At 33.0% G+C, this 25752-nt stretch carries 23 protein-coding genes and 1 pseudogene; 19 read left to right on the top strand and 5 right to left on the bottom strand.

The genetic code is table 11. The annotated features are described in order from the left end of the window. Positions 1 to 41: 41 nt before the first annotated feature. From EV697_RS04220 to can, 3 genes are all read right to left on the bottom strand, one after another. Positions 42 to 1232 (bottom strand): amino acid aminotransferase, encoded by a 1191-nt coding sequence (locus tag EV697_RS04220; protein WP_132022971.1) that lies wholly within the window; start codon positions 1230 to 1232, stop codon positions 42 to 44. A 142-nt stretch (positions 1233 to 1374) separates the two neighbouring features. Continuing rightward, a complete protein-coding gene (gene purK / locus EV697_RS04215; RefSeq protein ID WP_132022969.1) occupies positions 1375 to 2463 on the bottom strand; it encodes a 5-(carboxyamino)imidazole ribonucleotide synthase in 1089 nt (362 codons plus the stop codon). A 49-nt stretch (positions 2464 to 2512) separates the two neighbouring features. Further along, entirely contained in the window at positions 2513 to 3202 is a 690-nt protein-coding gene (can, locus tag EV697_RS04210) for a carbonate dehydratase (protein WP_132022967.1), read from the bottom strand. Positions 3203 to 3465: 263 nt separating this feature from the next. Between can and agaR the strand changes: the two genes are divergently transcribed. The 11 genes from agaR to EV697_RS04155 all read left to right on the top strand — a co-directional run bounded on the left by agaR (position 3466) and on the right by EV697_RS04155 (position 13859). Continuing rightward, a complete protein-coding gene (agaR, locus tag EV697_RS04205; protein ID WP_132022965.1) occupies positions 3466 to 4227 on the top strand; it encodes a transcriptional repressor AgaR in 762 nt (253 codons plus the stop codon). A gap of 59 nt (positions 4228 to 4286) precedes the next feature. Further along, a complete protein-coding gene (locus EV697_RS04200; protein ID WP_132022963.1) occupies positions 4287 to 5420 on the top strand; it encodes an SIS domain-containing protein in 1134 nt (377 codons plus the stop codon). A gap of 15 nt (positions 5421 to 5435) precedes the next feature. Then, the gene (locus tag EV697_RS04195) at positions 5436 to 5909 is read left to right on the top strand and encodes a PTS sugar transporter subunit IIB (RefSeq protein WP_132022961.1); all 474 of its coding nucleotides are present in this window, start codon (positions 5436 to 5438) and stop codon (positions 5907 to 5909) included. Positions 5910 to 5922: 13 nt separating this feature from the next. Then, positions 5923 to 6813 carry a PTS mannose/fructose/sorbose/N-acetylgalactosamine transporter subunit IIC gene (locus tag EV697_RS04190; protein ID WP_132022959.1) on the top strand — a complete coding sequence of 297 codons (891 nt, stop codon included), beginning with the start codon at positions 5923 to 5925 and terminating at the stop codon, positions 6811 to 6813. Beyond that, positions 6800 to 7636 carry a PTS system mannose/fructose/sorbose family transporter subunit IID gene (locus EV697_RS04185; protein ID WP_132022957.1) on the top strand — a complete coding sequence of 279 codons (837 nt, stop codon included), beginning with the start codon at positions 6800 to 6802 and terminating at the stop codon, positions 7634 to 7636. The genes EV697_RS04190 and EV697_RS04185 overlap by 14 nt, the downstream gene beginning before the upstream one ends. Positions 7637 to 7723: 87 nt before the next feature. Continuing rightward, on the top strand, positions 7724 to 8413 hold the full coding sequence (locus tag EV697_RS04180; RefSeq protein ID WP_132022955.1) for an HAD family hydrolase: 690 nt from the start codon (positions 7724 to 7726) through the stop codon (positions 8411 to 8413). After that, positions 8403 to 10193, top strand: a complete 1791-nt coding sequence (locus tag EV697_RS04175) for a glycoside hydrolase family 35 protein (RefSeq protein WP_132022953.1) — start codon at positions 8403 to 8405, stop codon at positions 10191 to 10193. The genes EV697_RS04180 and EV697_RS04175 overlap by 11 nt, the downstream gene beginning before the upstream one ends. A gap of 24 nt (positions 10194 to 10217) precedes the next feature. Beyond that, a complete protein-coding gene (locus EV697_RS04170; RefSeq protein ID WP_132022951.1) occupies positions 10218 to 10604 on the top strand; it encodes a PTS sugar transporter subunit IIA in 387 nt (128 codons plus the stop codon). Positions 10605 to 10614: 10 nt separating this feature from the next. Further along, positions 10615 to 11559, top strand: a complete 945-nt coding sequence (lacD, locus tag EV697_RS04165; protein WP_176672788.1) for a tagatose-bisphosphate aldolase — start codon at positions 10615 to 10617, stop codon at positions 11557 to 11559. 177 nt (positions 11560 to 11736) lie between these two features. Beyond that, positions 11737 to 12786 (top strand): protease SohB, encoded by a 1050-nt coding sequence (sohB, locus tag EV697_RS04160; protein ID WP_132022949.1) that lies wholly within the window; start codon positions 11737 to 11739, stop codon positions 12784 to 12786. A 251-nt stretch (positions 12787 to 13037) separates the two neighbouring features. Further along, complete coding sequence (locus EV697_RS04155) at positions 13038 to 13859, top strand: OmpA family protein (protein ID WP_132022947.1); 822 nt, start codon at positions 13038 to 13040, stop codon at positions 13857 to 13859. A gap of 56 nt (positions 13860 to 13915) precedes the next feature. Here the strand turns inward: EV697_RS04155 and EV697_RS04150 are convergent, their stop codons facing one another. Continuing rightward, a complete protein-coding gene (locus EV697_RS04150; RefSeq protein WP_132023185.1) occupies positions 13916 to 14776 on the bottom strand; it encodes a fructosamine kinase family protein in 861 nt (286 codons plus the stop codon). A gap of 159 nt (positions 14777 to 14935) precedes the next feature. On the opposite strand from EV697_RS04150, the gene grxB reads away from it, so the two are divergent. From grxB to EV697_RS04110, 8 genes and pseudogenes are all read left to right on the top strand, one after another. Continuing rightward, a complete protein-coding gene (gene grxB, locus EV697_RS04145; protein WP_132022945.1) occupies positions 14936 to 15583 on the top strand; it encodes a glutaredoxin 2 in 648 nt (215 codons plus the stop codon). A 186-nt stretch (positions 15584 to 15769) separates the two neighbouring features. After that, on the top strand, positions 15770 to 17701 hold the full coding sequence (thrS, locus tag EV697_RS04140; RefSeq protein ID WP_132022943.1) for a threonine--tRNA ligase: 1932 nt from the start codon (positions 15770 to 15772) through the stop codon (positions 17699 to 17701). A 173-nt stretch (positions 17702 to 17874) separates the two neighbouring features. Then, positions 17875 to 17946: pseudogene (locus tag EV697_RS04135) on the top strand (IS200/IS605 family transposase); the annotation flags it as partial. An 83-nt stretch (positions 17947 to 18029) separates the two neighbouring features. Further along, complete coding sequence (locus EV697_RS04130; RefSeq protein ID WP_132022941.1) at positions 18030 to 18566, top strand: elongation factor P hydroxylase; 537 nt, start codon at positions 18030 to 18032, stop codon at positions 18564 to 18566. 3 nt (positions 18567 to 18569) lie between these two features. Continuing rightward, positions 18570 to 19502, top strand: a complete 933-nt coding sequence (locus EV697_RS04125) for an ABC transporter ATP-binding protein (protein ID WP_132022939.1) — start codon at positions 18570 to 18572, stop codon at positions 19500 to 19502. Further along, positions 19502 to 20269, top strand: a complete 768-nt coding sequence (locus EV697_RS04120) for an ABC transporter permease (protein ID WP_165906466.1) — start codon at positions 19502 to 19504, stop codon at positions 20267 to 20269. The genes EV697_RS04125 and EV697_RS04120 overlap by 1 nt, the downstream gene beginning before the upstream one ends. A 260-nt stretch (positions 20270 to 20529) precedes the next feature. After that, positions 20530 to 21846, top strand: a complete 1317-nt coding sequence (locus EV697_RS04115; RefSeq protein ID WP_132022935.1) for an ammonium transporter — start codon at positions 20530 to 20532, stop codon at positions 21844 to 21846. 158 nt (positions 21847 to 22004) lie between these two features. Continuing rightward, on the top strand, positions 22005 to 23657 hold the full coding sequence (locus EV697_RS04110; protein WP_132022933.1) for a phospho-sugar mutase: 1653 nt from the start codon (positions 22005 to 22007) through the stop codon (positions 23655 to 23657). A 191-nt stretch (positions 23658 to 23848) separates the two neighbouring features. On the opposite strand, the gene dxs is transcribed toward EV697_RS04110, so the two are convergent. Beyond that, positions 23849 to 25696, bottom strand: a complete 1848-nt coding sequence (gene dxs / locus EV697_RS04105) for a 1-deoxy-D-xylulose-5-phosphate synthase (protein ID WP_132022931.1) — start codon at positions 25694 to 25696, stop codon at positions 23849 to 23851. Between the last annotated feature and the right edge of the window lie 56 nt (positions 25697 to 25752).

Raw genomic sequence — 25752 nt, 5'->3', positions numbered from 1 at the left:
AAGTGTAGCTGTTTTTATTACAGTTTTTATCTGAAGTAGAATTAAAGTACTTTTACGATACTTTCACATAAATAACGAATATTGTCTTCTGTGATACCTGCAACATTAATACGACCAGAGCGTACAGCATAAATTGCAAATTCATCTTTCAAACGATCTACTTGTTCAGGAGTTAATCCACTAAATGAGAACATTCCATTTTGTTGAATAATGAAACTAAAATCACTTGTTGCACCATATTCTTTAAGTAATTCAACAAACAAATGACGCATTTTTTTAATACGTTGGCGCATTTCAGCTAATTCTGTTTCCCATTCTGTTCGTAATTTATCATCATTTAATACGATTGACACGGTTGCGGCACCATGAGAGGCTGGGTTTGAATAAAGCGTTCTGATGATGGATTTAACTTGTGTTAGTGCAGTTGCTGCAATTGTTTCATTTTCAGCTACAAGTGTGAATGCACCAACACGTTCATTATATAAACCAAAGTTTTTAGAAAATGAACTGGAAACTAATAGTTCTTTATGATTTGCTGCAAAAGTGCGTAAACCAATCGCGTCTTCCTCTAAACCATTTGCTAAGCCTTGATAAGCAAAATCAAACAGTGGTAACCAACCATTTCTTTCAGACATTTCTGAAAGTTGTTTCCATTGTTCTGGTGTTGGGTCAATACCTGTTGGGTTATGACAGCAACCATGTAATAAAACTACATCACCTTTCCCTGCATTACTTAAATCAGCAATTAGATTATCCCAGTCTAGTGTTTTATGTTCAGCATCATAATAGCGATATTCACGAATAGTCATTCCAACTGCATTAAAAATGGCGTTATGATTTGGCCAGGTAGGATTACTGATCCAGACATTTTGTGATTTAGTTTGACGTTTAATAAATTCAGCAGCGATACGTAATGCACCTGTTCCACCTAGACTTTGTACTGTTTTTGCTCTATTTTTTGTCACAATCTCAGAGTTTGCACCAAAGAGTAATTCTTTTGTTCGAGCATTAAATTCTGCAACGCCATCAATGGCAAGATAGTTTTTCGTACATTCTAAATCAAATAGGCGTTGTTCTGCTTCTTTGACTGCAGTCATTATTGGTGTATCGCCATTAGCATCTTTATATACACCAATACCTAAATTAATTTTTTCTTGACGTGTTTCAGATTTAAACGCTTCACCTAAACCTAGAATTGGGTCAGCGGGTGCTGCGGTAATATTTTTAAACATAATACTTCCTTTATTTATTATTGAATGTCGTGTTTTTCTAATTTATATGATTAATATATTATTAATCAAGTTTTATTTAAAATAATCTTTTTATTTTTATATTATATTAGATCTTTACTAATTATTTATATAAAAATTTAGACTATTTTAATTTTTCTATCGCCCAATTTAAACCAGATTGGTAATCCTTTGGTAATTCATTAGATAATTTCTCTAACTGAGCAATTAGTATAGATTTATCTGGATGAGAAAGATTAATATGTCCGACTTTTCTACCTGTTCTAACTTCTTTTCCATACCAATGAAGTTGACAAAATGCGGTATTTAACCATTGAGGATTATGTTCTGTACCAATTAGATTAATCATTACACTTGGTGCGGTGATTTCAAGCTTTGGTGTAGGGAGATCGAGTAATGCGCGTAGATGTAGTTCAAATTGACTGATTGAAGAACCTAATTGTGTCCAATGTCCGCTATTATGTACTCTTGGTGCGAGTTCATTGATTAATAGTTCATTACCAACAACAAAACATTCCATCGCCATCACGCCAACATAATTTAATTTGTGCATAATTTTACTAAGCATTGCTTCTGCTTGTTTTTGTTGGGCTTCTTGTGCAGGGAATGAAGTATCAACTACACTATAACGTAAAATACCATCTTGTTGTAGATTATGGGTTACTGGATAAAATCTTGTTTCTCCATTTTTAAATCTTGCTCCGACAATGGAAACTTCATAATCAAAAGGAATGAACTTTTCGACAATGACTTCACCTAAAAGATCATCGCTAATTTGTTCTTTATTGTCTTGAGTTACAATCCATTGTCCTCTGCCATCATAGCCACCTGTTCGACGTTTAACGACAACCTTTTCACCTATATTGTTAAAAATCTCTTGCCATTGATCAGTATTTTTAAGTAATGTCCAAGTTGAGGTATTGAGATTGAGTTCATCAAGTAAGGATTTTTGCGTTAGTCGATCAGCTAATTTTCCAAATATGGATTGATTAATAAAATTACTATGATTTCCGAGCATTTCTGTTAATGGTGTTTTTTCCCAACGTTCAATTTCAGCCGTAATAATACTATCTTTAGGTAGATCGAATACAGGGGCGTCAAAAGGTAATGGTTGTACATTTATATCAAGTGGGGCACCAGCATAACGTAACATTCTACCAAGTTGACCATTTCCTAAAACATAAATTGTTGGGTATAGTGCACTTTTTTGCATTAGATTATCCTTTAGATTTTTTATTAGATTATATTTTATTTTTTGGGATTTATTCACTCATTTTATGATCTTTATCCATAATTTCATTTTCTTTTACGGTAAGTAAACGAGAGATTGCACTTGAGTAAGAAATTTCTAATGTTTCTCTACTTGTTGCCATTACGCCCTGATTAACAAGGAAACCATCTTTAACATCATAGACTAGACCATGTAATGAAAGTTTTTTACCTCTTTTCCAGGCTGACTGTACAATAGAAGAACGCCCAAGGTTATAAACTTGTTCTGCAACATTAAGTCTTGTCATCATATCAGCTCGTTTCTCTGGTGATAATTTTCCAAGTAAATGACTATGTTTAAACCAAATATCACGAATATGTAATAGCCAGTTGTTGATTAATCCTAGTTCTTGATTTGAGATTGCCGCCTTTATTCCACCACAATCAGTATGACCGCAGATGATGATATGTTCTATGTCTAATACATCAACAGCATATTGAACAACAGAAAGACAATTTAAATCGGTATGAATCACTTGATTAGCTACATTACGATGTACAAATAATTCTCCTGGTCCCAAATTTGTCAATTTCTCGGCAGGTACTCGACTATCAGAGCAACCTATCCATAAGTAATGTGGTGTTTGATGTTCTGCCAACTCTTTGAAATACTGGGTATTTTCCTCTTTCATTCGGATTGCCCAGCTGTAATTATTCGCAAAAAGTTGTTCAATTTTTTTCATTGTTGATACTCCTAAAAATACTGACATTAGTATAGCGGAGAATTAAAAAACCGTAAATTTAAAAAATTAAAGGAATAGGCGTGGTTATTTAAATTGTTTATTATTTGTATAGATAAAGTGCGGTTATTTTTATATTAATATTTTAAATTTTGTGATCTTCATCTTATTTTTTAAACTTTATGATTGCTTTTGATTTTGTTGTTTTTATAATTAAACGAAAGCAATCGGAAGTTTTTGTGATTGCTTACTAGCTAGGAGAAAAAATGAAAAGTACAGTTGAAAGACGTTCTGATATTTTAGAATTATTACAACAAACCAATAGCCAAAGAGTTGAAGTTTTAGCTCAGTATTTTGGTGTGTCAACAGTTACTATTCGTAGTGATTTAAACGCATTAGAGCAACAGGGGCATATTACTCGTTCTCATGGTTTTGCTGTATTAAGTTCTAGATTAGTTGCTGAACTTTCTATCACTGATAAATGTAATAATTATCCTGAGTTAAAATACCAAATAGGGAAAATGGCGGCTTCATTACTTAGTGATGGTGACCGTATTATTTTAGATTCCGGAACAACAACGAAAGCAATCGTAAGTCATTTGGGTAGTTTAGCATTAACTGTACTAACAAATGGATTAGATATTGCTGTGGAGTTAGCTAATTGTCCTAATGTAGAAGTGAGAATGACAGGTGGTGTATTACGTAAAAATGCAATGTCTTTTTCAGGCATTATGGCTGATAACAATTTACGTCAATATCGTTTTGATAAAGTTTTTCTTGGTGTTGATGGTTTTGATTTACAAAAAGGTATTACAACATTTAATGAGCAAGAAGCTCATTTAAATCGTTTGATGTGTGAGGCGGCTGATCAAGTTATTGTGGTAACTGATTCTAGTAAGTTTGGACAATATAGTGATTTTGTTATTTGTCAAGCGAATCAGATTAATGTTTTAGTAACCGATCATCAATTACCTAAAAACTATCAAGAATATCTTGAAAATTCAGGCGTAACAGTTTTACTTGCGTAGTTACAAAGTATTACTTCATTTTTTCTAAAAAGATTCACTTATTGTGTAAGGAAAGTGGAATGATTCTTAATATTTCAAACCAAGCCTTAGAAGATCAAAAGGCTTTTTGGACAGCAAAAGAGATTTCTCAACAACCAGCTACATGGCGTGAAACATTAGATATTGTTTTGAACACTGGAGTTCGAGCTTTTGTTGAACCGTTAGTTAAACGAGCAAAACGGGGAGAGTTGCGTATCATTTTTACTGGTGCTGGTACATCAGCTTTTATTGGCAATGTTGTTTCACCTATTTTAAGCGAAAAATTAGGCTGTGTTGTAGAGGCTATTGCTAGTACAGATTTAGTATCCAGTCCGTATCAATATCTTTTTGAAGATAAACCTACGTTATTAGTTTCTTTTGCTCGTTCAGGTAATAGTCCTGAAAGTATTGGGGCTGTTGATCGTGTAAATGATATTGTTAAAGAGGTTTATCATTTAGCTATTACTAATAATATAAATGGTTCTCTTTTTATTAAATGTTCTGGTAATTCAAATGCTTATTCACTCGCATTACCTGATTCTACACATGATCAAGGATTTGCGATGACATCAAGTGCAAGTAATATGATACTTGCCGCTTTATTAACCTTTGCTCCCAACTGTTTTGATCATCATTGGGTAGATAGTTTTGTTACTGTTACTGAATGTTTATTGAAACAAGATATTACTAAAATTCAGGAATTAGCTCATTTACCTCTTAAGAGAATTGTTTATTTAGGTAGTGGACATTTTCAAGGGTTAGCAAGAGAAACAGCATTAAAGTTACTTGAATTAACTGCTGGTGAGCGTTTAGGGTTCTTTGAGTCCACTATGGGTTTTCGTCATGGACCGAAATCCTTGGTGCAAGGTGACACACTTATTTTTATTTTCTTATCTCAAAATTCATATACTCAAAAATACGATAAAGATCTTTACAACGAATTATTAAAAGACAAGAAAGCACATGAAGTAGTATTACTTGGTGATGAAAATGGATTATTCAAAACTGATATTTCTACATTAGATGATGCGGCTCGAATTTTCCCTTATCTTGTCATTGGTCAACTGTATTCTTTTTATAGTTCATTACATCTTGGTTATACCACAGATAATCCTTGTCCTACAGGAGAGGTTAATCGAGTGGTACAAGGCGTTACCCTTTATTCATATAAGTAAGTTAAGGAGATTGATATGGCAATAATAAATGTGAGAATTGATGGACGTTTGATTCATGGTCAGGTGGCGAATTTATGGACATCTTATTTAGATATTACCAGAATTATGGTTGTTGATGATGTTGCAGCTGCTAATGATATTGATAAAGCTGGGCTACGTTTAGCTTGTCCTGCTGGGGTAAATTTAAGTGTCTTACCTGTTGAAAGGGCTGCAACTAATATTATTGAGGGACGCTATGATTCTCAACGAGTATTAGTTGTAACCCGTAATCCACAAACTCTATTAAGACTGGTTGAACAAGGTGTTGTATTAACAGAGATTAATGCTGGAAATATGCCAAAAACAGATCAAACACGTCCAATTAGAAAAACAGTTCATGTGACTGATGATGATATCGCTGTGTTTAAAACGCTTTCTGAAAAAGGTATTAAATTAACTGCTCAGTTAGTACCTAATGAAGAAAAAGTAGATTTAATGAAACTTTTATAGAGGAGTAACGATTATGATCGAATGGTGGCAAATTCTCTTGATAACGCTTTACGCATTTTATCAAATTATTGATGAAATAACTATTGTATCTAGTGCTGGTTCACCTGTATTTGCTGGGTTAGTTACAGGTTTAATTATGGGAGATTTAACAACAGGTTTACTAATTGGTGGTTCAATGCAACTTACGGTACTAGGCGTTGGTACTTTTGGTGGTGCTTCACGTATTGATGCAAATTCAGGCACAGTTATCGCAACTGCATTCTCAGTTTCTGCTGGAATGGATCCACAACTTGCTTTAACCACGTTAGCGGTACCTATTGCAGCATTAATGGTTTATACCGATATTTTAGGCAGAATGTCTAACGTATTCTTTGCTCATCGTATTGATAAGAACGTTGATAATCATGATTATCGTGGTATCAGTATTAACTATCTTTTAGGTATTGTTCCTTGGGGGCTATCTCGTGCAATTCCGATTTTATTAGCTTTGTTATTTGGAGGTCCGTTTGTTGCTAGTTTAGCAGAGGCAATGCAGCATGGTGTTTTAAAAATTATTGCTGATGGTTTAACCTTAGCTGGTGGTGTTTTACCCGCACTTGGATTTGCTATTCTACTTCGCTATTTACCAACGAAACGTCATATAGCTTATCTTATTTTAAGTTTTGCATTAACATCAATTTTTATTACTTTATTTGGTAATGTTGCTGCAATTGGTAATGCATTAGATGGATTACTTCCTGCCTCACTTGGACGTTCTTATAATAGCGTGCCTATGCTCGCAATGGCAGCGATTGGTTTTGCATTAGCTTATATGGTTTATCAACGTAGTGTAGAGTCAGGATCTGCACCTGTTTCAAAGAATACAACTTCTACAAAAGGAGAAATTGAAGATGACGAACTCTAATCAACAAGTGGGCAATCCAAAAGGTTATAAATTAACTGATGCAGATTTTCGTCAGATTAATATTCGTAACTTGTTATTTAACCAAGTAGGTTGGAACTATGAGCGTATGCAAGGATCTGGCTATCTTTGGATTTTACTACCACAGCTTCGTAAAATGTATGGTGATCGTACGCCAGAATTACATAAAATGATGGTGATGCATAATCAGTTTTTTAATACTAGTCCATTTTTTAATACGATTGTAAAGGGGATTGACTTAGCTCTTGAAGAAAAACAAGGTGTTAAATCACTGGAAGCTGTAGCAGGGATTAAATCTGGTTTAATGGGACCATTTGCAGCTATTGGAGATGCAATTTTTGCTTCCTTAATACCTGCTATTATGGGGGCGATAGCTGCAACTATGGCAATAGGCGGTAATCCTTTAGGTGTTGGTTTGTGGGTAGCGGTTGCTATTGCGACAATGGTATTCCGTTGGGTACAACTCAAAATTGCCTATCGTGAGGGGGTACATTTAGTGACTAATCTAGGGCATAAATTAAATGCTTTAACTAATGCAGCGACTGTTTTAGGGGTTTTCGTTGTAGGAGTAATGTGTGCCACTATGGTTAATGTCATGGTGCCATTCACTGCAACGATAGGTGAAAAAGTAGTTTCTGCACAGGAAAATTTGGATCTAATTTTACCAAGATTGGTGCCGGCATTAGTTGTATTTTTTATCTATTGGTTGCTTGGTAGACCAAAAATGAATTCCAATAAAGCGATCATGATTATTATTGCATTATGTATTTTGCTTTCTTGGGCAGGGTTATTAGCGAAAGGCTAATGCTACAAATGTTCCCGCTTTAATATGAATATTAAGCGGGAACATTATTTTTAACTTATCATAAAAATACATGAACAAGGAAATACAATGTTAGATCTTATTATATTTGATATGGACGGCGTAATTGTTGATACCGAATATTTTGGATTTGAACATTTGAAAAATTTTATTGATGAAATTAAAACAAGACAATCACCAATTAGTCATCAAGAATATTCTGCGATTATAGGGCGTTCTTATGATGATCTTTATTTAGCCATTAAAACACTTAGTCAAACAGATTTATCAGTCAATGACATTGGTAAAATGTTATCTGAATATGTACAAAAGCATATAAAAGAAATTGATTATATTTCCATTTTTAGAAAAGATATTATCGAAATTATTCATTTTGCAAAACAGCAAAATATTAAGCTAGCTATAGCATCTTCTTCCTCAAGACAGCAAATAGAAAATATTTTAATTCTTTGCAAAATTAGACCGCACTTTGATTTTATTATAAGTGGTAAAGAATTACCTCAAAGTAAACCTAATCCAGCTATCTATCAAAAAGTTTTAGCACATTTTTCAATACCTGCTAATAAAGCAGTAACTATTGAAGATTCCTCTCATGGTATTCAAGCTGCCAAAAAAGCGGGAATAACCGTTATTGCTTATGAAGAAACAAGGATAGCAATAGATCAAACTTTAGCTGATTATAAAGGAAAAAATATGTTGGAAATTTTGGATATTATTAAAAGGTTACATTTTAAAAATAGGACGAAAAATGAAATTTGAGATAGGACAAAAAGATTTTTTATTAAATGGTAAACCATTCAAAATTATCTCAGGTGCTGTACATTATTTCCGAATTGTACCTGAGTATTGGCACAAAACTTTATATAATTTAAAAGCAATGGGGTGTAATACGGTTGAGACTTATATAGCGTGGAATTTACATCAACCAAAACCTAATGAATTTAATTTTAATGGCAGAGCAGATCTTGTGAAATTTTTACAGATTGCACAAGAGTTAGGGCTTTATGTTATTTTACGTCCAACACCTTATATCTGTGCCGAGTGGGAATTTGGTGGATTACCAGCGTGGTTACTTACTATTCCTAATATTCATTTACGTCAAAATGATCCCATTTTTTTAGAGCAAGTTGATCATTATTTTTCTAAATTATTATCAATGGTAACACCTTATCAAATTACTGAAGGTGGTAATATTTTAATGATGCAAATTGAAAATGAATATGGTTCTTTTGGTAATGATAAGTCTTATTTAAGAGCTATTCGTTCATTAATGCAAAAATACGCAGTAAATGTACCGCTCTTTACTTCTGACGGTGCTTGGCAAAATGCTTTAGAAGCAGGTGCTTTGATTGAAGATGATATTTTACCTACGGGCAATTTTGGTTCTCGCTCTAATGAGAATTTAGATGAATTACAACGTTATTTTGATAATCATCAAAAGTCTTATCCCTTAATGTGTATGGAATTTTGGGATGGTTGGTTTAATCGGTGGAAAGAGCCTGTTATAACACGTGAGCCTCGGGACTTAGTCGATTGTGTAAAAGCTCTTTTAGATAGAGCAAGTATTAATTTTTATATGTTTCAAGGTGGCACGAATTTCGGTTTTTGGAATGGTTGCTCTGCACGTTTAGATACAGACTTACCACAAGTAACTTCTTATGATTATGATGCACCTGTACGTGAGTGGGGAGAGCCGTCAGAAAAATATTATTTATTACAACAATTATTAGCTACTTATCCAGATGCAAGTGAAATCAATGAACCTATTTTACCTGAGATAGTCGCTTATCCAACATTATCTTTACAAAATGAAGTTTCTTTATTTAGTACGTTAGAGAGGATCAGTAAATATAGTGAAAGTCCTATTACACAAACAATGGAAGATCTAGGGCATTACTATGGCTATGTTCTTTATCGAGCTAAGCCTAAAGTATATAGCGATGAAATTAAATTAAGAATTTATCAATGTCGAGATCGTGTACAGGTATTTAATGACTATCAAAAAGTGGCAACACAATATCAACATGAAATTGGTCATGAAATTATGTTGAAAACACCGAATGACGAGTTTCAATTAGATTTATTGGTTGAAAATATGGGGCGAGTGAATTATGGCGGTAAGTTACTCTCACCTACACAACGAAAAGGTATTGCTGCAGGAGTAGTATTAGATTTGCATTTTCATACAGGTTGGCAGCAATATGCGATTGATTTTGAAAAGTTGGATAAAATTGATTTTTCTAGTGCTAGTGATCCCCAAACACCTTCTTTCTATGAATTTAATTTAACTCTAGACCAAGAGCCTAAAGATACTTTTATTGATACAAGTGAGTTAGGAAAAGGTGTGATTTTAGTTAATGGTGAAAATTTAGGACGTTATTGGAATGAAGGACCTACTTGTTATCTTTATTTACCAGCTCCCTTACTTCATAAAGGGGATAATAAAATTATTATTTTTGAAACTGAAGGGATAAGACCAGAAACACTGAAATTTAGTGATAGACCGATTTATAAACAGTTAGACAGTAAGAATTTATAAACTTAGTTATTATAGGAGAAATATATGAGTTTGATTTTGATTAGTCATGGTGAATTTGCTAAAGGATTATTAGAAACCGCAGAAATGATTTTAGGAAAAATTGATAATGCACAAACAGTTTGTTTATATCCAGAAGAAGGTGCTGAAGATTTTCAAAAAAAATTTGAAGATGCATTAGAAAAAGCGACAGGTGATGATGTTGTCTTTTGCGATATTATGGGCGGAACACCTTGCAATGTTGCTATGCGTTATTTAAGTAAATTATCAGGATTATACAGTGGAATGAATTTACCTATGGTTATTAGCTATGTGAGTGAAGAAGGTACTGATGGGTTATTAGAAAATGCCAAAGATCAAATTTACGATGTAGCTTATCAATTAAAAAATTTAACGTCTAATGATGATGAATAAGGAGAAGAAAATGGCGAAGCAAGAATTATTAAAAAAACTTTGTACTAAAGATGGGGTGATCGCAGCACTCGCTATTGATCAACGTGGTGCATTACGTCGAATGATGGGAGATGATATTACACCACAGCAAGTAAGTGAGTTTAAAACATTAATCTCTCAAGATCTAACACCTTACGCTTCATCTATTCTATTAGATCCTGAATTTGGTTGGGCTGCATCTGAAAAACGCGATGGGAATTGTGGTTTAATTATGGCTTATGAAAAAACAGGCTATGATAAGACCGCAGTTGGTCGTTTTCCTGATTTAATAGATGATGTTTCTGTGTACCGTTTGAAAGAAAAAGGGGCGGAAGCAGTTAAATTACTAATTTATTTTGATATTGATGAAGCCTTTGAAATAAATGATCGTAAAGCTGCTTTTGTTGAGCGTGTTGCTTCTGAATGCCATACTGAAGGGTTACCTTTATTTCTGGAAATTATTGCTTATGATGCTACAAATGATGATAAAGCATTTTATGCTAAAGTTAAACCTCGTAAAGTGATTGAAGCAATGAAATTCTTTGCAAAACCACGTTTTGGTGTTGATGTACTAAAAGTAGAAGTTCCTGTTGATATGAATTATGTTGAAGGATTTGCTACTGGAGAAGTGCTTTATACACAAGAGGAAGCTAAGGCATTTTTTAAAGCACAAAGTGAAGCGACAACATTACCATTTATTTTCTTAAGTGCAGGTGTTTCTGCAAAATTATTCCAAGAAACACTCCTTTTTGCTAAAGAAGCAGGTAGTGAATTTAATGGTGTTCTATGTGGTCGAGCAACTTGGGCTGGAGCAACAGAAGCTTATAAAAATGAAGGTGTTGATTCAGCTAGAGATTGGTTAAAAACACAAGGTAAGAAAAATATCAGTGAATTACTTGATGTGTTAGAAAAAACTGCGACACCAATTAAGCTTTAATCATTTATATTATCTATTTCAATATATAACTAGAAAGTTTAGGCGATAGTTCTATTTAATTATCGCCTAATTTTATTTAAAGGATTTATTTCAGAAATAAAATTGAAGTTTTATGAAAATTCGTTATGATTGATAGCCATTATTTTACTCAATATAACATTACAACAAGGTGGTATTATGTGGTCTGAATTTTTTGTAGGCTATGGATTATTTATTTTAAAAATATTAACGATTATTTTGATCGTTGCGGGAATAAGTGCGGTTATTTTTTCATTAAAAATGAAAAATAAAAAGGCAGTTGGTGAATTATCAATTATTGATTTATCTAAAAATTATCAAGAAAATACCGAAAAATTGCGGGATTTCCATTTAAGTGAAGAAGTGCTTAAACAAGCAGAGAAATTGAAGAAAAAAGAAGAAAAAATACAAGCAAAAAAAGATAAAAAGAAAAAAGTAATACTTAAGGAGGAAAGAAAACCTCATCTTTTTGTTTTAAATTTTAAAGGTGATATTTCCGCATCAGAAAGTGCTGCATTACGTGAAGAAATCAGTGCAATATTGGCGGTTGCTCAACCAGAAGATGAAGTATTACTTAAATTAGAAAGTCCAGGTGGAATCGTTCATGAATATGGTTTAGCTGCTTCACAATTAATGCGACTTAAACAAAATAATATAAAATTAACGGTTGCCATTGATAAAGTGGCTGCAAGTGGGGGTTATATGATGGCTTGTGTGGCGGATAAAATTATTTCAGCACCTTTTGCTATTGTAGGATCTATTGGGGTTGTCGCTCAAGTACCTAATATTCACCGTTTATTGAAAAAACACGATGTGGATGTAGATGTAATGACCGCAGGCGAATATAAAAGAACAGTTACTATATTAGGTGAGAATACCGATAAGGGTAAACAAAAATTTCAGCAAGAATTGGAAGAAACACATAATTTATTTAAGTCTTTTGTTGCTCAAAATCGACCAAAACTGGATATTGATAAAGTTGCTACAGGCGAACATTGGTTTGGTCAACAGGCAATAGACTTACAATTAGTCGATGAAATTTCAACTAGTGATGACGTTATTTTAAATGCAATTAAAGAGAAAGTGGTATTGTCTGTAAAATATGAAATTAAGAAATCTTTATTGCAAAAACTTGCTAAACAAACAGAAGAAAGTGCCGATAATATTTTACTGAAAGTATTAAATCGTAATCAAAGAAGTTTTTTTTAAATTTATCGCTATAGTTCTTTGCATTAGTTGACAAAAATAATATAGAATTGATTAATATTTAATATTAATCAATTTACTTTAATCCTAAATAACATTATTATGTATAGGTGAAGTACAATATTATGAAAGTTATGATTATAATGAATTATTGGTTGTTATAGTAATAGGCTAGTGTTAGTTTTATCTAATATACATTTATACTTTCATCTATTGAGATATTTACACATTGAAAATAATAATTGAGGAAAAATATGAAACTATCACGTGTTTTATTATCAGCTGTTGCTATTGCGACTTTAGCTGCTTGCGGAAACCTAAGTAAAGTAACTGACGAGGGTACATCAGATAATTTGGTATGGCCTAAAGTTGATGAGTCAGTATTTAACCACGATGGAAGCCAATTTGGTTCATGGCCAAACTGGGATAACGTTCGCATGGTTGAAAGAGGAATGAATAAAGATCAACTTTATAATTTATTAGGGCGTCCACATTTCGCGGAAGGTTTATATGGTGTTCGTGAATGGGATTATGCATTTAATTACCGTGAAAATGGCGTACACAAAGTTTGTCAATATAAAATTTTATTTGATAAAAATATGAATGCTCAAAGCTTCTTCTGGTATCCTAATGGTTGTAATGGTAATACCTCTTTTACTCTCAGTGGTGATTTCTTATTTGATTTTGATAAAGATATTTTGACAGCAAAAGGTAAAGAAGTTGTTGACAATGTTGCTGTGCAGTTGATTAAATCTAGTGCAAAAACAGTGAAAGTTGCTGGTTTTACTGATCCATTAGGCTCAGATAGTTATAATTTAGATTTATCTCAACGTCGTGCAGATCGAGTTGCAGCTCGTCTGATTCAAGATGGTGTAACTGCTAAAATTACTGCTGTAGGCTATGGAGAAACTCAACAAGTTAAAGTTTGTAGTGGGGAAAAAGGTAAGGCGTTAAGAGATTGTTTACGTCCTAATCGTCGTGTTGAGATTTCATCATCAGGTACTATTATTAAAGAAAACGTTTCTGGTGAGATGATGGGTGGTACAACAGGACCTGCTCCATACTATCAAAAATAATTTAGTTTAATTCCACAAAAGGCTTTTTGGTTAATCATTCAAAAAGCCTTTTTATTTCATTTCAATAAATCGTCAATAAAAGTTTTCGTCAAGTTAATATAATGATTAGGAAATCGATGACTAAAATTTAATAGATAATAAAGTTGATAAATTTTTTTACGCTCATTAAAATTTTTATCAACAGGATAGATGCTATTGTAGTTTTCATAAAATTCTTTTGAAAATGGCTCAAATAATTCAGTAAAAGCTAAATCACATTCTCTATCTCCCCAATATATAGCCGGATCATAGGTAAAAATTTGGTTATTTACTAAAGCACAATTTTCAGTCCATAAGTTGCCATGCACTAGAGATGGCTTAGGTTGGTGCTTATTTAATTTTTTAGTCACTGTTTGTATTATTAATTCTATATTTCCAAAATCTATGCCTTTTTCGTAGCATAGTTGTAATTGCCACCCAATACGATATTCGCTAAAGAAAGTTGACCAATTATTTTTCCAATCATTAGGTTGATAAATAGAACCTAACCAAGTGTCAAAATCCAATCCATATTTTTCAGATCCATCTAATAAGTGTAATTTTGCTAATTGTTGACCAAAAATGCCCATATTTTGATTTGATGTTTTTTGAATAGGTAAGGCTTCTAATAATAAAAAGCTATGGCTTTGAGATATTCCGACTCCATATACTTTGGGAACATTAACTGTTTTAGTTTGATATAATCTTTCTAATTGTTCCGCTTCAGCTCGAAACATAGAACGATAAGATCTATCATTTATTTTGACAAAAACAGGCTGAATTCCATCATTAATTAACCAAGTTTCGTTTGTTTCACCTGTATGTATTTTTTGCTTAGTTTTGATAAAATAATAAGCTCCAAATTGATCGGCTAATACTTGAGAAATTGATTTCCACATCATAAACCTCCTTATTTTGTCTAGCTTATGCTCAATAATAAATAGAATATTGAGAATTATCTGTGATAAAGTTCAAATTTTTGTAACTCACTATTGAATTTTTATAAATTTATATTATGTTAATATTCATCTTGATATTATTTAATAAAGGAAATTAATATGAAATTATATATTTATGATCATTGTCCCTACTGTGTTCGCCCTAGAATGATATTTGGTTTAAAAAATATTCCCGTTGAAAATATTACTTTACTCAATGATGATGAAAAAACACCAATTGGTTTAGTAGGTAAAAAAATGGTGCCTATTTTAATTAAAGATGATGGTTCAGCAATGCCTGAAAGCTTAGATATTGTTCGTTATATCGATGATAATTATGGTGAAAAATTGCTTTCTGAGGAAACTCGTTCCGAATTTGATAATTGGGTTAAAAAAGTAGGGAATTACTATTATTATTTACTTCATCCAAGAGTGATTAAATTGGGATTGAAGGAATACGTAACAGAAACGGCAGTGGATTATTTTATTAAGAAAAAAACAGCAAGTATTGGTAGCTTCAATGAACATTTGGCTAAAAGTGATGAATATATTAAACAATTAGAAAATGATCTAGCTGAATTAGAAAAATTATTTGTTAGTGAGAGTGCATTTAACGGAAAGTTATCTTTTGAAGATATTATTTTATTCCCAATGTTACGTAATTTAACTTGTGTGAAAGGACTTATTTTTCCTACAAAGATTAAAGCGTATATAGAGAGAATGTCAGAATTGACGAAAATTGATCTTTATACTGATCGTGCAATCTAGTTGGGGGTTTGGTAAAATCTATGATAAAATCATACTGCGCTTTTTATTATACATTGTGGGTATAAATAAAAGTGCGGTGCAAAATAGCACTAAATTGATACAAGGGATAATTTATCCCTTGTTTTGTTTTATTCAATTAACGACAAGTAGCCTTTCGTATGGGTTACCACTGTATAAGGATTAAAAATGCCTATTATTACATTACCAGACGGTTCTCAACGTCAATTCGATCATCCTGTTTCTGTATTAGAAGTTGCACAAAGTATTGGTGCTGGTCTTGCTAAAGCGACTATCGCTGGAAGAGTTAATGGTGAGCGTCGTGATGCCTGTGATATGATTAATGAAGACGCAAGTCTAGAAATTATTACAGCAAAAGATGAAGATGGTCTAGAAATCATTCGTCATTCAACTGCCCATTTGCTTGGACACGCAATTAAACAATTATTTCCAGATGTGAAAATGGCAATAGGTCCAACGATTGAAAATGGTTTTTACTATGATGTTGATTTAGACCGCTCTTTAACACAAGAAGATCTAGATAAATTAGAAAAACGTATGCTTGAATTGGCAAAAACTAATTATGATGTGGTTAAAAAGCCTGTATCTTGGCAAGAAGCTAGAGATACTTTTGAACAGCGTAATGAACCCTATAAAATGGCAATTTTAGATGAGAATATTGAACGTTCGGCGACACCAGCGTTATATCATCATCAAGAATACATCGATATGTGTCGTGGACCTCATGTTCCTAATATGCGTTTCTGCCATCATTTTAAATTACAAAAAGTTGCTGGAGCATATTGGCGTGGCGATAGTAAAAATAAAATGTTACAACGTATTTATGGTACGGCTTGGGCAGATAAAAAACAATTAGTAGAATATTTAATACGTTTAGAAGAAGCGGCCAAGCGTGATCATCGAAAAATTGGTAAAGCTCTAGATTTATATCATATGCAAGAAGAAGCACCTGGAATGGTATTTTGGCATAATGATGGTTGGACAATTTTCCGTGAGTTAGAAACCTTTGTACGTACAAAATTAAAAGAATATGATTATCAAGAAGTAAAAGGTCCATTTATGATGGATCGTGTACTTTGGGAAAAAACAGGGCATTGGCAAAATTATGGCGATTTAATGTTTACCACTCAATCAGAAAATCGTGAGTATGCTATCAAACCAATGAACTGCCCGGGACATGTACAGATTTTCAATCAAGGTTTAAAATCTTATCGTGATTTACCTTTACGTATGGCAGAATTTGGTTCTTGCCATCGTAATGAGCCATCTGGTTCTTTACATGGACTAATGCGAGTACGTGGTTTCACTCAAGATGATGCACATATTTTCTGTACAGAAGAACAAATTGAAAGCGAAGTTACTAGCTGTATTAAAATGGTTTATGATATTTACAGTACTTTCGGTTTCCAAGATATTCGTGTAAAACTTTCTACTCGTCCAGAAAGTCGTATTGGTGCAGATGAAATGTGGGATCGTGCAGAGGCTGGTTTAGCCGCAGCACTTAAAGCAAATGGATTAGAATACGAAATTCAAGAAGGTGAAGGTGCATTTTATGGTCCTAAAATTGAGTTTGCTTTACGTGATTGTTTAGATCGTGAATGGCAGTGCGGTACAATTCAATTAGATTTCGCCTTACCGGGAAGATTAAATGCTTCTTATGTGGCAGAAGATAATGACCGTAAAACTCCTGTAATGATTCATCGTGCGATTTTAGGTTCATTAGAGCGTTTTATCGGTATTATTACGGAAGAATATGCGGGATTCTATCCATCTTGGTTAGCACCTGTGCAAGCTGTGGTAATGAATATTACTGATAGCCAATCTGATTATGTACAAAAAGTAGTAAAAACACTTTCTGATGCAGGCTTACGAGCTAAATCAGATTTACGTAATGAAAAAATTGGGTTCAAAATTCGTGAACATACCTTACGTCGAGTGCCTTATATGTTAGTCTGTGGTGATAAAGAAATTGAAGCAGGCAAAGTAGCAGTAAGAACTCGTAAAGGGGCTGATTTAGGTACATTCACAATTGAAGAATTTACAGAAATGTTGAAAAATCAAGTTCGCTCTCGAGAATTGAAATTATTCAACGAAGAGTAACCCTGAAAGATAATACCGCTCGAAAGAGCGGTATTTTTATTATAGATAGACGGTGTCTATCTATAAAAACCATACGCTATGCGTATGGTATAAAAGAGCTTTAGCGATGAAAAAATCCTCCGATATAATGAAGAAGGCTGACAACCAAATTCAAAATATAGGAGGATGTGCCAATGGCAAATAAATCCAATGACGATTCAAGTCTATCACACACAAGATGGAACTGTAAGTATCATATAGTTTTTATTTTTTTAATAAATATAATTGTAGTGCCAAATTAGCGAAAAATAGTAATGAAAGGTTTGCAAGATATTTTAAGGAGTATGAAATGGAACATAAATTAGAAGATATTATTGCTATTTTCGATCAATGTTTTGAAAAAGAGTTTAATACAAAACTCATTAAGGGCGGTGATGAGCCTATTTATTTACCAGCTAATGAAGAACGCCCTTATCACGCGATTTATTTTGCTCACGGCTTTTATAGTAGTGCTTTGCATGAAATATCTCATTGGTTAATTGCAGGTGAAGCCCGTCGAAAATTAGAAGATTTTGGTTATTGGTATGAACCAGATGGACGAACTGAAGAAAAACAGCGAGAATTTGAACAAGTGGAAGTCAAACCGCAAGCATTAGAATGGATATTAGCAACGGCAGCTGGTTTCCGCTATTTTGCAAGTAGTGATAATTTAAATGGAGGGGTAGGGGATACACAACCTTTTAAGCAAGCTGTTTATGAACAAGTTAAATTTTATGCTAAAAATGGTTTACCAAAACGAGCAGAAACTTTACGCCAAGCCTTAGCAAAATTTTATAATACAGGGGAGGGAATTGATCTCTCAAAATTTGATATAACAAGGATTTAATAAATGTTTGCATTAGAAATTAAAGGGCTAACAAAATCATATAAAAATGGTGTAACCGCTTTAAAAGGAATTGATTTACAAGTAAAAGAAGGCGATTTTTATGCGTTATTAGGACATAATGGTGCGGGAAAATCAACAACTATTGGTATCGTCAGTTCTTTAGTAAATAAAACATCAGGACAAGTGAGCGTTTTTGGTTATGATTTAGATAAAGAAGTTGCTGACTTAAAAAAATGTATAGGGTTAGTGCCACAAGAATTTAATTTCAACCAATTTGAACGAGTGATTGATATTTTAACAAACCAAGCTGGTTATTATGGTATTGAACGAAATGAATCCTTAAAACAAGCAGAAATTTGGCTTAAAAAGCTAGATTTATGGGATAAACGTAAACAACAAGCAATGCGGTTATCTGGCGGTATGAAACGCCGACTAATGATTGCAAGGGCTTTAATTCATCAACCTAAATTGTTAATTTTAGATGAGCCGACGGCTGGGGTAGATATAGAATTACGCCGTTCGATGTGGTCTTTTTTAAAAGAGCTGAATGAGCAAGGTACAACAATTATTTTAACAACTCATTACCTTGAAGAAGCCGAAATGCTTTGTCGTAATATTGGTATTATTCAATCAGGACGTTTAGTGGTAGATATGCCGATGAAAGACTTACTTGCTAAATTAGAAACAGAAACCTTTATTCTTGATTTATCGATTAATCATAATTTACAAGAAATAAATAGTTACAATGTCACTTTTATTGACGATAATTCAATAGAAGTAGAGGTAAAACGTGAGCAAGGTTTAAATCATTTATTTGAGCAATTAACAGTGCAAGGTATTAAAGTATTAAGTATGCGTAATAAGTCCAATCGTTTAGAAGAATTATTTGTTTCTATGTCTTTAAATAAACATTCTACAACAGGAGGAGAAGTATAATGACATTAGCTTGGGTGGCATTTAAAACAATTTTAACCAAAGAAATTCGCCGTTTTACTCGAATTTGGATTCAAACCTTAGTACCCCCTGTTATTACGATGACCTTATATTTTGTAATATTTGGACAGTTAATTGGTAGTCGTATTGGCGAAATGAATGGTTTTAGCTATATGCAATTTATTGTACCAGGATTAATTATGATGTCTGCATTAACTAATTCTTTTTCTAATGTTGCATCATCATTTTATAGTACAAAATTTGCAAAAAATGTTGAAGAATTACTTATTTCCCCTGTTTCTCCACATATTATTATTTTAGGCTATGTTTGTGGTGGTATGGCAAGAGGGATTGCAGTTGGTGTTCTTGTTACCATTGTATCAATGTTATTTGTTTCTTTTGATATCCAATCTTGGTTAGTGATTGTTATTACTTTATTATTAACGACGGCAACTTTTGCTTTAGGTGGATTGATTAATGGCGTTTTTGCTCGTTCTTTTGATGATATTAGTATTATTCCTACCTTTGTATTAACACCATTGACTTATCTTGGTGGCGTATTTTATTCGATTTCATTATTGCCTGAATTCTGGCAAGGGGTATCTAAATTAAATCCCATTGTTTATATGATCAACGGTTTTCGTTATGGCTTTTTGGGAATTAGCGATATTGATCTAAGTTATACATTCATCGTTTTAGCTTTATTTATTACCGCACTTTATAGTTTTTCTTACTATTTAATTAGTCGTGGAGTAGGGTTGCGTAGTTAATTTTTATTAGTAGTTTATATCTAATTAAATTAAGCGGATAAGTTGTCCGCTTTTTTATTTATCTAATAATATTTGTGTTTTTCTAGATTTTATATTGTTATTTTATTTTTATTATAGTTTTTTTATAAACTTTATTTGATTTTTTTAATTAAATAAATTATTTTTTATTTAAAATTATTGATAGTTTAGAGTGCATTATTTGATATGCAACTGATACTATTTCTTTAAGAAAAGAAATATAAATAAAAAGGACTTTTGAAATGAAAAAATTATATTTATTAATGACTTTATTATCTGGCTTTATTTTTTCATCAACTGTTAAGGCAAAAACAGATTGGTGGCAACCGTTTAGCAAACTTGATACTGGTGATACTGCTTGGGTAATGATTTCAACTATTCTTGTCTTATTTATGACAATTCCTGGCTTAGCCTTATTTTATGCGGGAATGGTACGTAAAAAAAATGTACTAAGTACAATGATGTATAGCTTTTCTGTTACGGCGTTAGTTTCTGTTTTGTGGATTGTTGCTGGATATTCTTTAGCTTTTACTGAAGGTAATGGGTTTATTGGCAGTTTAGATCGATTATTTTTATCTGGTATGGGACTAGATCTTTCTAAAGGATTATTGACTATTGCACCTAACGCACAAACTATTCCAGAATCTGTTTTTATGTTTTTTCAAATGACATTTGCTATTATTTCGGTAGCAATTATTTCTGGTGCTTTTGCAGAAAGAATGAAGTATTCAGCTATGCTATGGTTTTCGGGAGCTTGGTTTTTGCTTGTTTATGTACCGATTTGTCATTGGGTATGGGGTGGTGGTTTTATGGCTCAAGGTGGAGTACTTGATTACGCAGGTGGTACAGTAGTACACATTAATGCTGGTATTGCTGGTTTAGTTACTGCAATTATGTTAGGTAAGCGTATTGGCTATGGGCGAGAAAGTATGGCTCCACATAATATGGTATTTACTTTAATTGGTGCTTCAATGTTATGGATTGGTTGGTTTGGTTTTAATGCTGGATCGGCTTTAAGTGCTAATGCTTCGGCAGGTATGGCAATGGTTGTTACTCAAGTTTCAGCTGGTATTGGTGCGTTGACTTGGTTAGTTTGTGAAGGTATTGAACATCGTAAAGCAACATCATTAGGCTTAGCTTCTGGCGCTGTTTCTGGATTAGTTGGAATTACGCCAGCAGCAGGTTTTGTCAATCCAATGGGGGCAATTTTTATTGGTTTACTAACAACCATTGCTTGTTATTTTTCAGTGACTAGGTTAAAACATAAGTTAGGTTATGATGATACGCTTGATGCTTTTGGTATTCATGGTTTTGGCGGAATTATTGGTGCTATTTTAACTGGTATCTTTTTTGATAATAGTATATTTTCTGGTAATACAACAGTTTATAAACAATTAATTATTCAATTAAAAGATGCTGGAATTGTAATTGCTTATTCTGCTGTAATGAGTTTCTTTATTCTCAAAGTTGTTGCTAGATTGTGCAATGGATTACGTGTAGAACGAGATGAAGAAAGGGAAGGATTAGATATTAGTATTCATGGAGAACGAGTGGAATAAAACTTATTTTATTTTCTCTATTTTTAGGTAAACGTTTGCTATGTTAACTAGGTCAAATAATTGATAAAAATATTAAAATGATGATTTTAATTAGTTACCTTTTTATATAGACTAGATCATATTGTTTATTAGTGTTACAAAATAAGGAAGGATTATTTATGAAAGAATTGTTAGATATTGCTCAAAATTGGCTAAATCAAGATCCAGATAAGGAAACTTATTCTGAATTAGAAACTTTAATTAATCAGGCAAAAGCAGGCGATGAAAAATCATTATTGGATTTACAATCTCGTTTTTCTGATAGATTACAATTTGGTACAGCTGGATTACGTGGTCCTTTACAAGCAGGACCAATGGGTATGAATAGAGTTTTAGTCAGTCAAGCTGCTGCTGGCTTAGCTAAATATTTAAAAGATTATGATAAAGAGCCTTCAATTGTGATTGGTTATGATGGTCGTAAAAATTCTGATATTTTTGCTCGTGATACTGCTGAGATTATGGCTGGTGCTGGAATCAAGGCTTATTTGTTACCAAGAAAATTACCTACTCCTGTTTTAGCTTATGCAGTTAATCACTTTGATACAACCGCCGGTGTAATGGTAACCGCTAGCCATAATCCACCTGAAGATAATGGCTATAAAGTTTATTTAGGTAAAGAAAATGGTGGAGGACAAATTGTTTCACCAGCAGATAAAGATATAGCAAAATTAATTGACCAAGTTGCATTAGGGAGTATTTCTGACTTGCCTCGTAGTCAAAATTTTGAAGTATTAAATGATGAGGTAGTGAATGCTTATATTGAAAAAACTGCGGCATTAGCAAAAGAACCTAAAATAGATATTAGCTATGTTTATACTGCAATGCACGGTGTAGGTTATGAAGTACTAAGTAAAACACTTGAAAAAGCAGGATTGCCACAACCACATATTGTTAAGGAACAAGCTTATCCTGATAGCTCATTCCCTACGGTAAATTTCCCTAATCCTGAAGAAAAAGGCGCATTAGATTTAGCCATAAAACTAGCAAAAGAAAAGAATGCAGAATTAATTATTGCCAATGATCCTGACGCAGATAGATTGGCCGTAGCAATACCTGATAGAGTAGGGGAATGGAAAATATTGCATGGAAATACTGTTGGTTGTGTATTAGGTTGGCATTTAGCTCAACAGGCAAAAAATAAGAATGGGGTGTTAGCTTGTTCATTAGTTTCATCACCAGCTTTAGCTAAAATAGCACAAAAATACGAACTAGGATTTGAGGAAACATTAACTGGTTTTAAATATATTGGTAAGGTAAAAGGATTATTATTTGGGTTTGAGGAAGCATTAGGTTATTTAGTTGATCCCGATAAAGTTCGTGATAAAGATGGTATCTCTGCCGCAGTAGTATTACTTGATCTTGTTCGCCATTTAAAATCAGAAAATAAAACGTTATTAGATTATATTGATGATTTTATCGAAGAATTTGGTGCTTATGTAAGTGGTCAAGTGTCTATTCGTGTTACTGATTTATCAAAGATTACTCAATTAATGGAAGCATTACGAAATAATCCACCTAGTCATATTGGAGAACGTAAAGTTGCTGAATTTATTGATCATCAAAAAACTGAACGTAAAAATAATATCTTAATTTTTACATTAGAAAATGGTAGCCGTTTAATTGCTCGTCCTTCAGGGACAGAACCTAAAATTAAGTTTTATTTAGATGTTCGAGGGGAATCATTAGAAAATGCACAACAACTTCTTACTCAGTTTGAAGAAGATTTAAAAACGTTGTTAAGAAAAGAAGAGTACGGTAATCAACCTTGTTAGTTAATTAATATTATAAAAAATATGGGGATCTCCTCATATTTTTTATATTTTTAAATTCATAAAAAAGCCACTTACAGTTGTAAGTGGCAAAATATTTTATACAAGAAGATTTGAAAAAGACAACTGCATTTGCATATTGCAGCGTACTAGCATTAACTAAGACTACTTAATATTAAAATAGTTCATAAAATTTATAAAAAATTTAAAATTTGTTGTTTAATACCATTTTTATCTAGTTTTAAGTCTTCTAAAATCTCTTTTTGAGTCCCTTGTGGGATAAAATAATCTGGTAACCCTAATTGCAATAATTTTACATTAAGTTGTTGTCGATATAGTTCTTCTGCAACAGCACTACCAGCACCACCTTGTATTGCATTCTCTTCAAGGGTTACAATTAGTTGATGATTGTTCGCTATATCAATGATACATTCCTTATCTAATGGTTTTACAAATCGCATATCTACAACTGTAGCATTAATTTCTTCTGCAACAGCGATGGCATCGGCTAACAGAGTACCAAAATTTAAAATTGCAATTTTTTCACCTCGACGACAAGTTTTTGATTTACCTATAGGAAGAACGTTCATTTTTTCCAGCGTTACGCCCATAATATTTCCTCTTGGATAACGCACTGCTGCAGGTTTACCGCAATGGTAGCCAGTATATAGCATTTGGCGACATTCGTTTTCATCACTTGGTGTCATAATAATGAGATTAGGAATGCAACGCATAAAACTAATATCAAAAGCACCTTGATGAGTTTGCCCATCTGCCCCTACAATCCCTGCACGATCTATTGCAAATAAAACAGGCAAATTTTGTATTGCTACATCGTGAATGAGTTGATCATAAGCACGTTGAAGGAAAGAGGAATAAATTGCAACAATAGGTTTATAGCCTGCAATCGCCAATCCTGCAGCAAAAGTAACCGCATGTTGTTCTGCAATAGCAACATCAAAATATTGTTTTGGAAAACGTTGAGAAAACTCAACCATACCTGATCCTTCTCGCATTGCGGGAGTAATACCAATTAGTTTTTGATCCTGTTCTGCCATTTCACAGAGCCAGTTCCCAAATATTTGTGAATAGGTGAGTGGAGCATCTTTTACTTTAGGTAATTTTCCAATAGTATGATCAAACTTAGGTACGCCGTGAAAACTAATGGGATCCTTTTCTGCTGGGGCGTAACCTTTGCCTTTCTGTGTTTTTATATGCAGAAATTGAGGTCCATTTAAAGATTGCATATTTTTTAAGGTACTAATTAGTTCTTCTATGTTATGTCCGTCAATAGGACCAATATAATTAAATCCTAATTGCTCAAACATCGTTCCCATTGGCGACACAAAACCTTTTACATGTTCTTCGGTTTTTTTCACAAATTCTTTAATTGGTGGGACGCCTGATAGAATTTTTTTGCCACTTTCTCGTAAATTAGAATAGAAAGACCCTGATAATAAGCGAGCAAGATGATTATTTAATGCCCCTACATTTTCAGAAATAGACATTTCGTTATCATTAAGAATAACTAACATATTAGTATGCAATGAACCTGCATGATTTAGTGCTTCAAATGCCATTCCAGCGGTAATTGCACCATCACCAATCACACAAATAGTTTTACGATTTGCATTTTCTCTTTCGGCGGCAATTGCTATACCTAATCCCGCACTAATAGAAGTCGAAGAATGTCCGACACTTAATACATCATATTCACTTTCATCTCGCCAAGGGAAAGGGTGTAAGCCATTTTTTTGTCGAATTGTTGACATTCTCTTTTTACGGCCAGTAAGTATTTTATGGGGATAAGCTTGATGTCCCACGTCCCAAATAAGCTGATCAAAGGGGGTTTTAAATACATAGTGAAGTGCAACTGTTAATTCAACAGTTCCTAGTCCTGAGGCTAAATGTCCACTACTTTGACTAACACTTTCTAATAGATATTCCCTTAATTCATCACATATTTGCGGTAGCTGATCTTTACTGAAATGGCGAAGATCTTCGGGGGTTTCTATTAATGATAAAAGTGGATAATTCTTCATTATTATTTGTCCAATATTCGAGTAGTTTTAGTTTCTTTAAGAAACCAATATAAATT

Origin of the sequence: Bisgaardia hudsonensis, from assembly GCF_004345785.1 — a bacterium.
Classification (GTDB): Bacteria; Pseudomonadota; Gammaproteobacteria; order Enterobacterales; family Pasteurellaceae; genus Bisgaardia; species Bisgaardia hudsonensis.
Note: the sequence above shows the minus strand (reverse complement) of the source record. Positions and strands in the feature narration are given on the sequence as shown.

Bases quoted from the DNA above. Each gene is read 5' to 3' on its own strand.
- EV697_RS04220 (WP_132022971.1), bottom strand. From the start codon at position 1,232: ATGTTTAAAAATATTACCGCAGCACCCGCTGACCCAATTCTAGGTTTA.
- purK (WP_132022969.1), bottom strand. From the start codon at position 2,463: ATGCAAAAAAGTGCACTATACCCAACAATTTATGTTTTAGGAAATGGT.
- can (WP_132022967.1), bottom strand. From the start codon at position 3,202: ATGAAAAAAATTGAACAACTTTTTGCGAATAATTACAGCTGGGCAATC.
- agaR (WP_132022965.1), top strand. From the start codon at position 3,466: ATGAAAAGTACAGTTGAAAGACGTTCTGATATTTTAGAATTATTACAA.
- EV697_RS04200 (WP_132022963.1), top strand. From the start codon at position 4,287: ATGATTCTTAATATTTCAAACCAAGCCTTAGAAGATCAAAAGGCTTTT.
- EV697_RS04195 (WP_132022961.1), top strand. From the start codon at position 5,436: ATGGCAATAATAAATGTGAGAATTGATGGACGTTTGATTCATGGTCAG.
- EV697_RS04190 (WP_132022959.1), top strand. From the start codon at position 5,923: ATGATCGAATGGTGGCAAATTCTCTTGATAACGCTTTACGCATTTTAT.
- EV697_RS04185 (WP_132022957.1), top strand. From the start codon at position 6,800: ATGACGAACTCTAATCAACAAGTGGGCAATCCAAAAGGTTATAAATTA.
- EV697_RS04180 (WP_132022955.1), top strand. From the start codon at position 7,724: ATGTTAGATCTTATTATATTTGATATGGACGGCGTAATTGTTGATACC.
- EV697_RS04175 (WP_132022953.1), top strand. From the start codon at position 8,403: ATGAAATTTGAGATAGGACAAAAAGATTTTTTATTAAATGGTAAACCA.
- EV697_RS04170 (WP_132022951.1), top strand. From the start codon at position 10,218: ATGAGTTTGATTTTGATTAGTCATGGTGAATTTGCTAAAGGATTATTA.
- lacD (WP_176672788.1), top strand. From the start codon at position 10,615: ATGGCGAAGCAAGAATTATTAAAAAAACTTTGTACTAAAGATGGGGTG.
- sohB (WP_132022949.1), top strand. From the start codon at position 11,737: ATGTGGTCTGAATTTTTTGTAGGCTATGGATTATTTATTTTAAAAATA.
- EV697_RS04155 (WP_132022947.1), top strand. From the start codon at position 13,038: ATGAAACTATCACGTGTTTTATTATCAGCTGTTGCTATTGCGACTTTA.
- EV697_RS04150 (WP_132023185.1), bottom strand. From the start codon at position 14,776: ATGTGGAAATCAATTTCTCAAGTATTAGCCGATCAATTTGGAGCTTAT.
- grxB (WP_132022945.1), top strand. From the start codon at position 14,936: ATGAAATTATATATTTATGATCATTGTCCCTACTGTGTTCGCCCTAGA.
- thrS (WP_132022943.1), top strand. From the start codon at position 15,770: ATGCCTATTATTACATTACCAGACGGTTCTCAACGTCAATTCGATCAT.
- EV697_RS04130 (WP_132022941.1), top strand. From the start codon at position 18,030: ATGGAACATAAATTAGAAGATATTATTGCTATTTTCGATCAATGTTTT.
- EV697_RS04125 (WP_132022939.1), top strand. From the start codon at position 18,570: ATGTTTGCATTAGAAATTAAAGGGCTAACAAAATCATATAAAAATGGT.
- EV697_RS04120 (WP_165906466.1), top strand. From the start codon at position 19,502: ATGACATTAGCTTGGGTGGCATTTAAAACAATTTTAACCAAAGAAATT.
- EV697_RS04115 (WP_132022935.1), top strand. From the start codon at position 20,530: ATGAAAAAATTATATTTATTAATGACTTTATTATCTGGCTTTATTTTT.
- EV697_RS04110 (WP_132022933.1), top strand. From the start codon at position 22,005: ATGAAAGAATTGTTAGATATTGCTCAAAATTGGCTAAATCAAGATCCA.
- dxs (WP_132022931.1), bottom strand. From the start codon at position 25,696: ATGAAGAATTATCCACTTTTATCATTAATAGAAACCCCCGAAGATCTT.